This window comes from Paraburkholderia sejongensis (assembly GCF_020880815.1).
Taxonomy (GTDB): Bacteria; Pseudomonadota; Gammaproteobacteria; order Burkholderiales; family Burkholderiaceae; genus Paraburkholderia; species Paraburkholderia sejongensis.
The window spans coordinates 114,828-127,887 of sequence record NZ_JAJITD010000020.1 but is presented as its reverse complement, the minus strand read 5'-3'; the positions used below and the strand labels follow the sequence as shown (position 1 = coordinate 127,887).

The 13,060-nt window shown below is 65.6% G+C and carries 13 protein-coding genes; 11 read left to right on the top strand and 2 right to left on the bottom strand.

Going from position 1 to position 13,060, the window contains the following annotated elements:
- Window positions 1-73: 73 nt before the first annotated feature.
- Window positions 74-304 (bottom strand): hypothetical protein, encoded by a 231-nt coding sequence (locus LJ656_RS29770; protein ID WP_230513069.1) that lies wholly within the window; start codon window positions 302-304, stop codon window positions 74-76.
- 78 nt (window positions 305-382) lie between these two features.
- Window positions 383-709, bottom strand: a complete 327-nt coding sequence (locus LJ656_RS35005; protein WP_230513068.1) for a hypothetical protein — start codon at window positions 707-709, stop codon at window positions 383-385.
- A gap of 169 nt (window positions 710-878) precedes the next feature.
- On the opposite strand from LJ656_RS35005, the gene LJ656_RS29760 reads away from it, so the two are divergent.
- The 11 genes from LJ656_RS29760 to purF all read left to right on the top strand — a co-directional run bounded on the left by LJ656_RS29760 (window position 879) and on the right by purF (window position 13,051).
- Window positions 879-2,699 carry a FimV C-terminal domain-containing protein gene (locus LJ656_RS29760; RefSeq protein WP_230513067.1) on the top strand — a complete coding sequence of 607 codons (1,821 nt, stop codon included), beginning with the start codon at window positions 879-881 and terminating at the stop codon, window positions 2,697-2,699.
- Entirely contained in the window at window positions 2,696-3,508 is an 813-nt protein-coding gene (gene truA / locus LJ656_RS29755; RefSeq protein WP_230513066.1) for a tRNA pseudouridine(38-40) synthase TruA, read from the top strand. The genes LJ656_RS29760 and truA overlap by 4 nt, the downstream gene beginning before the upstream one ends.
- Window positions 3,505-4,215 carry a phosphoribosylanthranilate isomerase gene (locus LJ656_RS29750; RefSeq protein WP_230513083.1) on the top strand — a complete coding sequence of 237 codons (711 nt, stop codon included), beginning with the start codon at window positions 3,505-3,507 and terminating at the stop codon, window positions 4,213-4,215. The genes truA and LJ656_RS29750 overlap by 4 nt, the downstream gene beginning before the upstream one ends.
- A 58-nt stretch (window positions 4,216-4,273) precedes the next feature.
- Window positions 4,274-5,467 (top strand): tryptophan synthase subunit beta, encoded by a 1,194-nt coding sequence (gene trpB / locus LJ656_RS29745; protein ID WP_230513065.1) that lies wholly within the window; start codon window positions 4,274-4,276, stop codon window positions 5,465-5,467.
- Window positions 5,468-5,476: 9 nt separating this feature from the next.
- Entirely contained in the window at window positions 5,477-6,391 is a 915-nt protein-coding gene (locus LJ656_RS29740; protein ID WP_230513064.1) for a DNA-methyltransferase, read from the top strand.
- Window positions 6,392-6,466: 75 nt separating this feature from the next.
- Window positions 6,467-7,279 carry a tryptophan synthase subunit alpha gene (trpA, locus tag LJ656_RS29735; RefSeq protein ID WP_230513063.1) on the top strand — a complete coding sequence of 271 codons (813 nt, stop codon included), beginning with the start codon at window positions 6,467-6,469 and terminating at the stop codon, window positions 7,277-7,279.
- Between the two features lie 78 nt (window positions 7,280-7,357).
- Window positions 7,358-8,230, top strand: coding sequence for an acetyl-CoA carboxylase, carboxyltransferase subunit beta (gene accD / locus LJ656_RS29730; RefSeq protein WP_075304885.1), 873 nt, complete (start codon window positions 7,358-7,360; stop codon window positions 8,228-8,230).
- Between the two features lie 308 nt (window positions 8,231-8,538).
- Window positions 8,539-9,849: a bifunctional tetrahydrofolate synthase/dihydrofolate synthase gene (gene folC, locus LJ656_RS29725; RefSeq protein WP_230513062.1), complete on the top strand. Its 1,311-nt coding sequence runs from the start codon at window positions 8,539-8,541 to the stop codon at window positions 9,847-9,849.
- A 29-nt stretch (window positions 9,850-9,878) separates the two neighbouring features.
- Window positions 9,879-10,853, top strand: a complete 975-nt coding sequence (locus LJ656_RS29720) for an SPOR domain-containing protein (RefSeq protein WP_230513061.1) — start codon at window positions 9,879-9,881, stop codon at window positions 10,851-10,853.
- A gap of 7 nt (window positions 10,854-10,860) precedes the next feature.
- Window positions 10,861-11,415 carry a CvpA family protein gene (locus tag LJ656_RS29715; protein WP_230513060.1) on the top strand — a complete coding sequence of 185 codons (555 nt, stop codon included), beginning with the start codon at window positions 10,861-10,863 and terminating at the stop codon, window positions 11,413-11,415.
- A gap of 88 nt (window positions 11,416-11,503) precedes the next feature.
- Window positions 11,504-13,051, top strand: coding sequence for an amidophosphoribosyltransferase (purF, locus tag LJ656_RS29710; protein WP_230513059.1), 1,548 nt, complete (start codon window positions 11,504-11,506; stop codon window positions 13,049-13,051).
- The last annotated feature ends 9 nt before the right edge of the window (window positions 13,052-13,060 follow it).

The following is a 13,060-nucleotide window of genomic DNA, read 5'->3' as shown; positions in this document are numbered from 1 at the left end:
CGCGCGCTGACGCGCCGGGAGTCCCGATGAACCTTCGACGCTCCGCTCTTCGGGCTATGTCCATTCACAACGATCAAGGTCGAATCGCGAACCGGCCGACGGCGCTGAGCGCCGGCGTCGCTTTGACTTTGGCACTGTTGGGCGGTGGCGCAGGCAATGCGCTAGCCGCGCCGGCGCACGCCGCGAGCGCGCCGGATGCCGCGTCGGTCACGTCGGTCACGACCACGGTGGTGATGGCGATCGCGGCGGGGAGCCAGTACACGGTTCGGTCTGGACAGTCGCTGAATGACGTGGCGATCGCCATCACGCAATCGCATGACCCCGCGGTACTCGTGCGCTCGACGCATGCACTGTTCGACACCAATCCGGCTGCGTTCATCAATCACAACCCGAGTCGCCTGCGAGTGGGCGCGGTGTTGATCGTGCCGGCGCTGGATGCGTCGGGGGCGTTGGCGGCTTCTTCGACCGGTGTTGCGACGGGGGCTTCGGGCGCTGTGGGCGCATCCGCGCCGTCTGGCTCGGCGTCCGCGCCGGTGGCAGCTGCAGCCGGTGCGACTAGCGGTGTCGCGGAAGGTAATGCGGCGGCGGCGAGCGCGGCCAGTTCCGCGGACCACGCGGCGACGCCGGCCCCGGCGGCGGCGTCCGGCAGTGCCAGCGCGCCCGCCGGAACCAGCGACGCGAAGGTGAGCGGCGCGGCGGAGAGTGCCACGGGTGCGTCGGCAGCGGTGGCGGGTTCGGCGGCGCAGGCGGCAAGCGGTGCGCAGGAGTGGACCGGCTCGGTTCAACCGGGCGCGAGCGCGCCGGCGGGTCAGGCTACGGCGCCCGCGACAACCCCCGCCACTGCCGGCACGCAGGCGGCTTCGCAGACGCATCCGAAGGTGTCGAGCCTGCAGCAATTGCTGGCGCTGAAAAATCGCGTGTTGATGGAATTGCAGAAGCATGGGATTGGCGGTGCGCCGGCAGCGTCGGGCGCCGCGCCGACGAACGCTGCGCAGCCGGCGACGGGTGGATCCGCCGCGGCAATGGCGACCGCGCCGGGGCGTGCGAACGTGGCGCCGGCGCCCTCCAACGACGGGGGGGTGTCGCAACGGCAACTGACTATTGCCGGGGCGGTGGGGGCGGCGCTGGTCGTGCTGCTCGCGGCGTTGCGGATGGGACGGCGCAAGCGCGACAACGCGGCTGCCGCTCGTGCAGCGGAGGCGGCTAATGTCGAGGCGGCGGAGTCGGGCCCTACCGATGATTCGCGGGATGCGGCTGAGGTAGCTGGTCAGGCGGCGGCTGTGGCCGCGGCCGGGCACGTAGCAGCGGAGCGCGCGGCAACCGAACAGGCCGCAGCGGAACATGCACAGACCGGACCTGCAGCGGCTGAACAGGCCGCCGCGGAGCGCGCGGAAGCGGAACGTGCGGAAGCGGAGCGCGCGGAAGCGGAACGCGTGGCGGCGGAGCAGGCTGCGGCAGAGCGTTCTGCCGCTGAGCACGCAGCGGCCGAACGCGCGGAAGCAGAACGTACAGGTGCTGAACGCGTCGCGGAAGCTGAACGCGCAGCAGAAGCCGAACAGGCAGAAGCGGAGCGTATTGCTGCGGAACGACTGGCGGCAGAGCGTACGGAAGCAGAACGCGCGGCAACCGGGCAAGTAGCGCAGCAAGCCGCGGCGGATCACGCAGCCGAACCCGAAGCCGGCCACGCAGCTGCTGATCACGCAGCCACCCACCCGATCCCCGAACCCATCGCCCCGACGCAACCCCTCGCGAGCATTCCGCCAACCAGCGAAACCAATGCCGCGGCCGAGTCCCCCGCACCGACTCACCACGAAGACCTGACCGCGGCATCGACCGCCGCCAGCCTCGCCGCCGCCGCGGAACTCGGCGCGGAAGCGTTGCCGCTGCAACCGCTCGAACCGGGAATCAGTAGCGCGGAGGACGCGCACGCACCCGGTCTGCAGAGGGACGACGAAACTCCACAAGGCGCCACGCCAAATCAACCGGCAGACCAACCGACCAGTACAACTACAACCACACATCCCGCAGAAACCTCTTCGGCCGCCGCCCAAGCTCGCGCAGCCGAATCGCAGACCTCATTCGACGCTCTATCTTCTGTGCCTGATTTCACGCAACACCAGATCGAACCGCGCACCGCCACGCCGTTCGGTCAGCCGTTCAGCGATACCCCGACGCCGGCGCATCCGGCGCCGCCCCCGCCGGGCCAATTCCCCCGCGATGCCGTCACCGCGTTCGGCAGCCTGGACATGCCGTTGCCGCCGCGCATCGAATTGCCGCCCGATAGTGCCGGCATCTCGACCTCGCTGTCGACGCAACCGGTCGCATCGCCGGAAACCACCGCGAAACAAGCGTTCCCAGTGCCCGACCCGGACCACGAGGTTCCGCACATCGCCGACGAAATCGCCGCCGGCACCGCGGGCCACGGCGCCGTCGCCGGCCTCGGCGGCCCTGGTTTCGGCGCGCTGAAGCTCGACTTCGACCTCGAATTGCCGCCGAGCCAGGCGCAGCCGCTACCGGACTTCACGCCGGCCGATCTCGGCCGCATCGCGCGCAACAAGCTCGAACTGGCCTCCGAGTACATCGAACTCGGTGACCTCGCGGGTGCCCGCGCACTGATCAACGAAGTGATCGAAGCCAACGATCCGGCCACGCGTACCGAAGCCCGCGCGTTGCTTTCGACTCTCGCGCCGCTGTCGTGACGCGCATCGCATTAGGGGTTCAGTACGACGGCGCGGCGTTCGCCGGCTGGCAGTCGCAACCGCACGGCAACACCGTGCAGGACGAGCTGGAAAAGGCGTTGCGCGAATTCACGCGCACGCCGGTGCAGACGATCGTCGCCGGCCGCACCGATCGCGGCGTGCACGGCCTGGGCCAGGTCGTGCACTTCGATACGGAACTCGATCGCGCCGACATCTCGTGGGTACGCGGTCCGAACGCGTTCCTGCCGAAGACGATCGGCGTGCAATGGGCGAAGCCGATGCCGGACGACTTCCACGCCCGTTTCTCCGCGTTCGAGCGCACCTATTACTACGTGCTGTACGTGAATTCAGTGCGTTCGCCGATGCTGACGACGCGCGCCGGCTGGGTGCACACGCCGCTCGACGTCGACTCGATGCGCGAGGCCGCGACGCATCTGATCGGTGAACACGACTTCTCGTCGTTCCGTTCGTCGCAATGTCAGTCGAAGACGCCGTTCAAGCATCTGTATCAGATCGACGTGCAACGACAAGGTAACTTCGTGCATTTCCGCTTTCGCGCGAATGCATTCCTGCACCACATGGTGCGCAACCTGATGGGCTGTCTGATCGAGATCGGCGCCGGTCGCCGGCCGGCCGACTGGATGGCCGAGGTGCTCGCGGGCCGCAGTCGCGACTGCGCGGCGCCGACCTTTATGCCGGATGGTTTGTACCTCGCGCAGGTGGGCTATCCTGAGCAATTCGCCGTGCCCGCCCCCGCGACGGGCAGCGTGCCGTGGAGCAGTGTATGGACCGAACAACCGGAAACATGAACGTAGCCGACACCCCTGTAACCCAGACCGAAGCGGCCGCCCGCCAAAGCGTGCCGCATCGCACGCGGATCAAGCTGTGCGGGCTGTCCAAGCCGGAAGACGTCGCCCACGCGATCGATCTCGGTGCCGACGCGATCGGCCTCGTGTTCTATCCGCCGAGCGCGCGCTCGGTGAGCGTCGCCCAGGCGGTCGAACTCGTGCACGACGTGCCGCCGTTCGTGTCGGTGGTCGGCCTGTTCGTCAACGCGACGCCGGACTGGATTCGCGAAGTCGCGAGCAACGTGAACCTGACGCTGCTGCAGTTTCACGGCGACGAGACGCCCGAGCAGTGCGAGACGCTTGCCGGCGTTGCGGGTTTGCCTTGGTTGCGCGCGCTGCGGGTGGCGGCGGATACTCGGTCGGCCGATTTGGTAAAATCGGCGTTCAATTATTCGGCTGCCAGTGGCCTCCTGTTCGACACGCATGTCGAGGGCTACGGCGGCGGCGGGAAGGTTTTCGATTGGTCACTTATTCCAGCAGAGCTCGCGCGTCGGGCCGTTTTGAGTGGTGGGTTGAACACGCAAAACGTCAGTGATGCGATCCATCGCGTGCGCCCGTACGCGGTCGATGTCTCGAGCGGCATCGAAGTACCAGGCGCGCGGGGCGTGAAGGATCACGCCCGGATGGCGGCGTTCGTGCGCGCGGTGCGTGCGGCGGATGTCGAATGATTCTGGCCACGGGCCTTCGCAATGAGGGTCGTCGGCCATTCTGAGAAGAGTGATCACCATGTACAACTTGCCTGACGAAAGAGGCCACTTCGGCCAGTTTGGTGGCGTGTTCGTCGCCGAAACGCTGTTCTCCGCGCTCACGGAGTTGCGCGACTCATACGAGAAATATCAGAAAGACCCGGACTTCGTCGCCGAATATGAGCGCGAACTGAAGTATTTCGTGGGTCGTCCTTCGCCGATTTATCACGCGCAGCGCTGGAGCGAACTGCTCGGCGGCGCGCAGATTTATCTGAAGCGCGAGGACCTGAATCACACGGGCGCGCACAAGATCAATAACGTGATCGGCCAGGCGTTGCTCGCCAAGCGCATGGGTAAGCCGCGCGTGATCGCGGAAACCGGCGCCGGCCAGCATGGCGTCGCGACCGCGACGATCGCCGCGCGCTTCGGGATGGAATGTGTGGTCTACATGGGCGCGGAAGACGTGCGCCGTCAGGCCGCCAATGTCTACCGGATGAAACTGCTCGGCGCGACCGTCGTGCCGGTTGAATCGGGCTCCCGCACGCTGAAAGACGCGCTGAACGAAGCGATGCGCGACTGGGTCACCAACGTCGAAAACACCTTCTACATCATCGGCACCGTGGCGGGCCCGCACCCGTATCCGATGATGGTGCGCGATTTCCAGCGCGTGATCGGCGACGAATGCCGGGTGCAGATGCCCGAACTCGCCGGCCGCCAGCCCGATGCGGTGATTGCGTGCGTCGGTGGCGGATCGAACGCGATGGGGATCTTCTACCCGTATATCGACGACACTTCGGTGCAATTGATCGGCGTCGAAGCAGCCGGCGACGGTCTCGAAACCGGCCGCCACGCGGCGTCGCTGATCGGCGGCAGCCCGGGCGTATTGCACGGCAACCGCACGTACCTGCTGCAGGACGACAACGGTCAGATCATCGAAACGCATTCGGTCTCGGCGGGCCTCGACTATCCGGGCGTCGGCCCCGAGCACGCGTGGCTAAAAGACAGCAATCGGGCTCAATATGTCGGCATCACCGATGAAGAAGCGCTGAAGGCGTTCCACGATTGCTGCCGGATCGAGGGCATCATTCCCGCGCTCGAGTCGAGTCACGCGCTTGCCTACGCGACCAAGCTCGCTCCCACCCTGGCAAAGGACAAGGTCCTGCTGGTCAACCTGTCGGGCCGTGGCGACAAGGATATGCATACGGTCGCGGAGCGATCGGGCATTCAGTTCTGAGCCACGACGATGCGTGACGAGTTCGACCAGCCGCAGCCGGCCCTTGAAACTACGAATCCGGCCGACGCGGTAGCGGCGGCCGCGGCACCCGCACCCTTACTGGCGCAGGTGCCGGCCGGCATCCAGCTGTTGAACCGCGATTTTTTGACCGATACAGCGAATATTCCCGACGGCTCGATCGATCTGATCGTGTGCGATCCGCCGTACGGCTTGGGCAAGGACTACGGCAACGATTCCGACATGCGGACCGGCGAGGAATTTCTCGTCTGGACCCGCGGTTGGCTCGAGCTGGCAATCCCGAAGCTCAAGCCGACGGGTTCGCTGTACATCTTCTGCACCTGGCAGTACGCGCCGGAAATCTTCAGCTTCCTGAAGACCAGGCTCGTGATGGTCAACGAGATCATCTGGGACCGGCGCGTGCCGAGCATGGGCGGCACCACCCGCCGCTTCACGTCGGTGCACGACAACATCGGTTTTTTCGCGGTGGCGAAGGACTATTTCTTCGATCTCGATCCCGTCCGCATCCCGTACGATGCAGCCACGAAGAAGGCGCGTTCGCGTAAGTTGTTCGAAGGAAGCAAGTGGTTGGAGATCGGCTACAACCCGAAGGACGTCTGGTCGATCTCGCGATTGCATCGGCAGCACGCCGAACGCGTCGCGCACCCGACCCAGAAACCTCTGGAAATCGTCGAGCGGATGGTGTTGTCCAGTTGTCCGAAGGGCGGGCGCGTGCTCGACCCGTTCATGGGCAGTGGTACCACCGCCGTTGCTTGCGTCCGTCACCAGCGCGAATTCGTCGGCTATGAGATCAACGAAAGTTATTGCGCGATCGCGCGCGAGCGCGTGAGCGCCGCCGCCACTCCCGCAGCACCACGTCGAAGCCGGGCCAAGCCGAAAGTGCAGCCGTCGACCGAAGTGCAGTAAAGCGTGCAAAGCACCGCCAACAGGCGGCAAATTGCCGTGGACTGAACGCAATCGCCCCCATTCGAGAATATTTCCATGTCCCGTATCAAGAACACGTTTGCCGCGCTGTCCGCCCAGGGTAAGAAAGGCTTGATCCCGTTCATGACGGCCGGCGATCCCGATCCGGCGCGCACGGTCGAATTCATGCACGCGCTCGCCGCCGGCGGCGCGGATGTGATCGAACTCGGCGTCCCGTTTTCCGATCCGATGGCCGACGGCCCGGTGATCCAGCAGTCGTCCGAACGCGCGCTGGCGCGCGGCGTGTCGCTGCGTCATGTGCTGGCCGACGTCAAACGCTTCCGCGAAACCGACGACAAGACGCCTGTCGTGCTGATGGGCTATGCGAATCCGATCGAGCGGATGGGCGCCGACGCCTTCGCGCAGGCAGCGCAGGAAGCCGGTGTCGACGGCGTGCTCGTCGTCGATTACCCGCCGGAAGAGGCCGCGAACTTCGCCCAACAGATGCAATCTGCCGGGATCGATCCGATCTTCCTGCTGGCCCCGACCTCGACCGACGAGCGTATCGCCGAAGTCGGCCGGATCGCCAGCGGCTACGTCTACTATGTGTCGCTGAAAGGGGTCACCGGCGCGGCAAATCTGGACGTTTCCAGCATCGCGAGTAAAATCCCGGCCATCAAGTCGCGCGTCCCCCTGCCGGTGGGCGTCGGTTTCGGCATCCGCGACGCGCAAACGGCGCGTGCGGTGGCCGGTGTGGCCGACGCCGTCGTGATCGGCAGCCGTATCGTCCAGTTGCTCGAACAGGCAGCGCCCGATGTCGCTGCCGAGACGCTGCAACGCTTCGTCGCCGAAGTGCGCGAAGCGCTCGATAGCGTCGCGACTGCCCGATAACAGTTATTTTTGTCGCGGTAACGTGAGCGGCGGGCTAGTCCCGCCGTTCGCGCGATCGCTGACCCAGAAGGATTCCCTATGAGCTGGCTCGATAAGCTGCTGCCGCCGAAAATCAAACAAACCGACCCGAAAAACCGCAAGGGGATTCCGGAAGGCCTGTGGATCAAGTGCCCGTCGTGTGAAGCGGTGCTGTATCGCAACGACGTCGAAGCCAATCTGCATGTTTGCCCGAAGTGCGACCATCACATGCGCATCGGCGCGCGTGAGCGGCTCGACAGCCTGCTGGATCCGGAAGGCCGCTACGAAATCGGCCAGGAAATCGTCCCGGTCGATGCGCTGAAGTTCAAGGACAGCCGCAAGTACCCCGAACGCCTGAAAGAGGCGATGGACGATACCGACGAAACCGACGCAATGGTCGTGATGGGCGGTGCGATTCACACGCTGCCGGTGGTCGTCGCGAACTTCGAGTTCTCGTTCATGGGCGGCTCGATGGGTTCGGTGGTCGGCGAGCGTTTCGCGCGCGGCGCGCAGAACGCGCTCGAACAGAAAGTGCCGTTTATCTGCGTGACTTCCTCGGGCGGCGCGCGGATGCAGGAGAGCCTGCTGTCGCTAATGCAGATGGCGAAAACCACTGCGATGCTGACGAAGCTGTCCGAAGCCAAGCTGCCGTTCATCTCCGTGCTGACCGATCCGACGATGGGCGGCGTGTCGGCGAGTTTCGCGTTCCTCGGCGACGTCGTGATCGCCGAGCCTAAGGCGCTGATCGGCTTTGCCGGCCCGCGCGTGATCGAGCAAACCGTGCGCGAGAAGCTGCCGGAAGGCTTCCAGCGTGCCGAGTTCCTGCTGCAGAAGGGCGCGATCGATATGATCGTCGACCGCCGCAAGCTGCGCGAAGAAATCGCGCAATTGCTGGCGCTGTTGAGCCATCAGCCGGCCGACGCCGTCGCGTAAAGCCGGACGGCATCGTTTTCTCCGCACACGGTGGGACATCGCGATAGACGCGCGGTGTCCGCCAGCAAGAACAGTTAAAAACAGCGCGCCGCGTGAGCAATCAAGCGGCGCGCTGTCATTTCCAGGATAATCACGCTCGCATAGCGACGCGGCGGCGATTCAGGCCCGAACCGAGGGCGGCCGCGCTGGCGGGTTTGTGCGCATAAACTGCGCACGGCGGCCTATGCTAAGGCAAACAGCCGCCCCCCATTCGCAGCAAGTACCCAGAACCACCCGCGCACCACCGCGATTCACTCAAGATTCACCCGATGACGACATTCCCCACCCTCGACGCGTGGCTCACGCACCTTGAATCCGCGCATCCGGTCGGCATCGACATGGGTTTGGGGCGCATCTCCCAGGTCCGCGACGCGATGCAGTTGTCGTTCGCATGCCCGATCATCACGGTCGGCGGCACCAACGGCAAGGGTTCTACCTGCGCGATCATGGAAGCGATTCTGCTGCGCGCGGGCTACACGGTCGGCTGCCACACGTCGCCGCATCTGCTGTCGTTCAACGAGCGGGCACGCATCAATGGCGCAATGGCCAGCGACGCCGAACTGCTGCCGCACTTCGAAGCCGTCGAAGCCGCACGCCAGAGCCTCGCCGAAACGGTCTCGCTGACCTACTTCGAATTCACGACGCTCGCGATCATGAGCCTGTTCGCATCGCGTAGCCTCGATGCGGTGATTTTCGAAGTGGGCCTCGGCGGCCGTCTCGACGCGGTCAATATCCTCGATACCGATTGCGCGATTGTCACCAGCATCGACCTCGATCACACCGATTACCTCGGCGATACGCGCGAAAAGATCGGCTTCGAAAAAGCCGGCATTTTCCGCCCGGGCAAACCGGCGATCTGCGCGGATCCGGTGCCGCCGCAATCGCTGATCGATCACGCGGAAAAAGTCGGCTCCGAACTGTGGCTGTTTGGCCGCGATTTCCGCTACGAAGGGCAGGCCGGCAGCGAACGGCAGCAGTGGAGCTACGTTGGCCCGACGATGCGCCGCTCGGCGCTCGCGTATCCGTCGCTGCGCGGCGCGAATCAGCTGATCAATACGTCGGCGGCGCTGGCGGCGCTCGAAGCGCTGCGCGACCGGCTGCCGGTGTCGGCGCAGGATATCCGGCTCGGCATCGCCAACGTGGACCTGCCAGGACGCTTCCAGGTGCTGCCGGGCAAGCCGTCGGTCGTGCTCGACGTCGGCCACAATCCGCACGCGGCCGCGGTGCTCGGTCAGAATCTCGGCAACATGGGCTTCTTCCCGTACACGTACGCGGTGTTCGGCGCGATGCGCGACAAGGACATCGCCGGCGTGCTCAATCATCTGAAAGGCGAGATCGATCACTGGTGTGTGACTGATCTGCCGACCCCGCGCGCCGCGTCGGCGCAGGAACTCGAAACGACGCTGCGTGAGTTGGGCGTCGAAGATGGCGCGGACAGCAGCATCACGCGTTACGAAACACCGGCCCAAGCTTTCCAGGACGCGCTAAAACGTGCGTCAGAGAATGATAGAATCGTCGTTTTCGGCAGTTTCTATACGGTAGCAGGCGTGATGGCCTACCGGAAATCGCAGCAACACTGAGCGGGCATCAGGCTCGAACCAAGCGATTCATGGGAATTTTCTCGTTCGGCAAGAAAGACGACGCGCCTAGCCGGCGCGGCGCAAACACCAGTTCCACTCGGGCCGCCCGGGGTGAGCGCGTCGAGCGGCGTACCCGCCGCACCGAGCGCCCGGTCGATGCCGATGCGATGTTGCTCGACCCCACGTTGCCGGAAAAGCAGCGCGCGCGGCGCCGGTTGGTCGGCGCGATCGCGCTGGTCGCCGCTGCGGTGATCATCCTGCCGATGGTGCTGGACTCGCACCCGAAGCCCGTCACCGACGACATCTCGATCGACATCCCCAGCCGCCCCGCGCCCAAGCTCGCTAAATCCCGCGCCAACGAAGACGTGCAGGCTGGCGTCGCGCCGGACAATCCGCCGGCGGCCGACGCGGGCCTCGCCGCATCGGGCCTTGCGCCGGCAACCACGGCGACCGCGGCGGCTTCCGCCGCCAAGCCGGCAACGCAAGCGGCGCAGACGGCCCAGTCCGCCCAAGCGACGCAGTCCACTCAGGCAAACGCCGCGAAGCAGGCCACGAACTCGACCGCCGCCACCGCGCCGGCCACCGCCGCCGCGCCGAAGCCCGCCGCGAAGCCTCCGACTCAGGCGCTCGCCGTCAACACCGCACCCGCGGCGTCTGCGAAGCCAACCAAAACCCCCGCCGCCGCAACCCCCTCGGACGACGACACCAATTCGACCACCGCCAGCGCGGACGCGAACTCCGGTACGCCGGCTTCGCCGCCGGGCAGCCGGTTCGCGGTGCAGCTCGGTGCGTTCGCCAACGAGGCGAGCGCACGCAACTGGGTTACCAAGTTGAAAGCGGCGGGCGTGCCCGCATATACCGAACATCGTAAGCAGGCCGACGGCTCGACGCTGACGCTGCTGCGGGCCGGCCCGTTCGCCGACCGCGCGGCGGCCACCGAAGCGATCGCGAAGGTCCGCGGGGCCGGCCTGATGGCGGGCTCGAACGGCAGCGGCGCACAGTAAGTCAGCGATGTTCACTGCCTTCGACTACGCTGTAATGGCGGTGATCGGCTTATCGGCGTTGCGCGGCGCGTGGCGCGGATTGCTGTCGGAAGTGTTCGGTTTGATCGGCTGGATCGCGGCGTTTTTGCTGGCTTGCGAGTTCGTGGGCTACGTGGTCCCTTACATTCCGTCCACCTGGCCGGGCGGCGCGTTGACTCAGTGGTTGATCGCGTTTTCGCTGGTGGTGATCGGGGTGGTGCTGGTCGCAAGCGTGGTGAGCGCGCTGCTGTCGCGCCTCGTGCAGGTCACGGGCCTCGGCGGCGCGGACCGCTCGCTCGGTTTGATGTTCGGCCTCGTACGCGGGGTCGTTCTGGTGCTGATTCTGGTCGCCCTTGGAGGCTTGACCGAATTGCCCAAAGAGGAATTCTGGCGCAACGCGCTGCTGCGGCCCTATGCGGTTGAAGGCGTACGCGCAATGAAACCATTGCTCCCCGAGGCGCTCGCCGCTTACGTCCACGTGGACGACCCGGGCGCCCAGAGCAATGCGCAACAACTGGATTCCGGCGCACACCGGTTGCCTTGACGTCGTAACGCGTGCCGTCGCCTCATAGCGCGGACGCGGTCCAGGCAGCGGTTGCCATCACGTATTTCGTACCTTTGAAGGACATGCCATGTGCGGCATCGTAGGCGTAGTTTCCCACTCTCCGGTCAACCAGCTGATCTATGACAGCCTGCTGCTGCTGCAGCACCGCGGTCAGGACGCCGCCGGCATCGCGACCGCGAACGGCAGCAATTTCCACATGCACAAGGCCAACGGCATGGTGCGCGACGTGTTCCGCACGCGCAACATGCGCAGCCTGCCGGGCACCAGCGGCATCGGCCAGGTGCGTTACCCGACCGCCGGTTCGGCGTCGAGTGAAGAAGAAGCCCAGCCGTTCTACGTGAACGCGCCGTTCGGCATCATCCTCGCGCACAACGGCAATCTGACCAACTGGCAGCAGCTGAAAGACGAGATGTTCCGCATCGATCGTCGTCATGTGAACACCAACTCCGACACCGAAGTGCTGCTCAACGTGTTCGCGCACGAACTGCAGCTGGCGAGCTCGGGCCTGCAACTCGACCCGGCGGCGCTGTTCAAGGCGGTGTCGGGCGTGCATCGGCGGGTGCGCGGCTCGTACGCGATCGTCGCGCTGATCGCCGGCTACGGGATGCTCGCGGTGCGCGACCCGTTCGGCATCCGCCCGCTGTGCCTCGGCAAGCAGGAAACGGCTGACGGCGTCGAGTGGATGGTGGCGTCGGAATCGGTGGCGATCGAAGGTATCGGGTTTGAATTCGTGCGCGACGTGCTGCCGGGCGAAGCCATCTTTATCGACGCGGAAGGCCAGTTGCATTCGCAGCAGTGCGCGAGTGCGCCGAGCCTGAACCCGTGCATTTTCGAACTCGTGTATCTGGCGCGTCCGGACTCGGTGCTCGACGGCGTGCCGGTCTACAACGTGCGTCTGCGCATGGGCGACTACCTCGCCGAGAAAGTCCGCCGCGAACTGCCGGACGTCGCGATCGACGTCGTGATGCCGATTCCCGATTCGTCGCGCCCGGCCGCGATGCAGGTCGCGAAGAAGCTCGGCGTCGAGTATCGCGAGGGCTTCTTCAAGAACCGCTACGTGGGCCGCACCTTCATCATGCCGGGCCAGGCGGTGCGCAAGAAGTCGGTGCGCCAGAAGCTGAACGCGATGAACATCGAGTTCAAGGGCAAGAACGTGCTGATCGTCGACGACTCGATCGTGCGCGGCACCACCTCGCACGAAATCGTGCAGATGGCGCGCGATGCGGGCGCAAACAAGGTGATTTTCGCGTCGGCGGCGCCGCCGGTGAAATTCCCGAACGTCTACGGTATCGATATGCCGACGCGCGGCGAACTGGTTGCGCACGGCCGTTCGGACGACGAAGTCGCGCGCATGATCGGCGCGGATCACCTCGTGTACCAGGACGTCGATGCGCTGAAGCAGGCGGTTCGCGACATCAACCCGGCGCTCAAGGAGTTCGAGGCGTCGTGCTTCGACGGCAACTACGTGACCGGCGATATCACGACCGAGTACCTCGACCGTATCGAAAGCGCGCGTCTGGCGCCGTCGTCGCAGTCGGACCGCGACGCCGCGAGTGAAGCGCTCGACGGCGGCCCGGCCCGCTCGCAGCTGCATCTGCAACTGTCGGTGGGCTGACACGTAGCT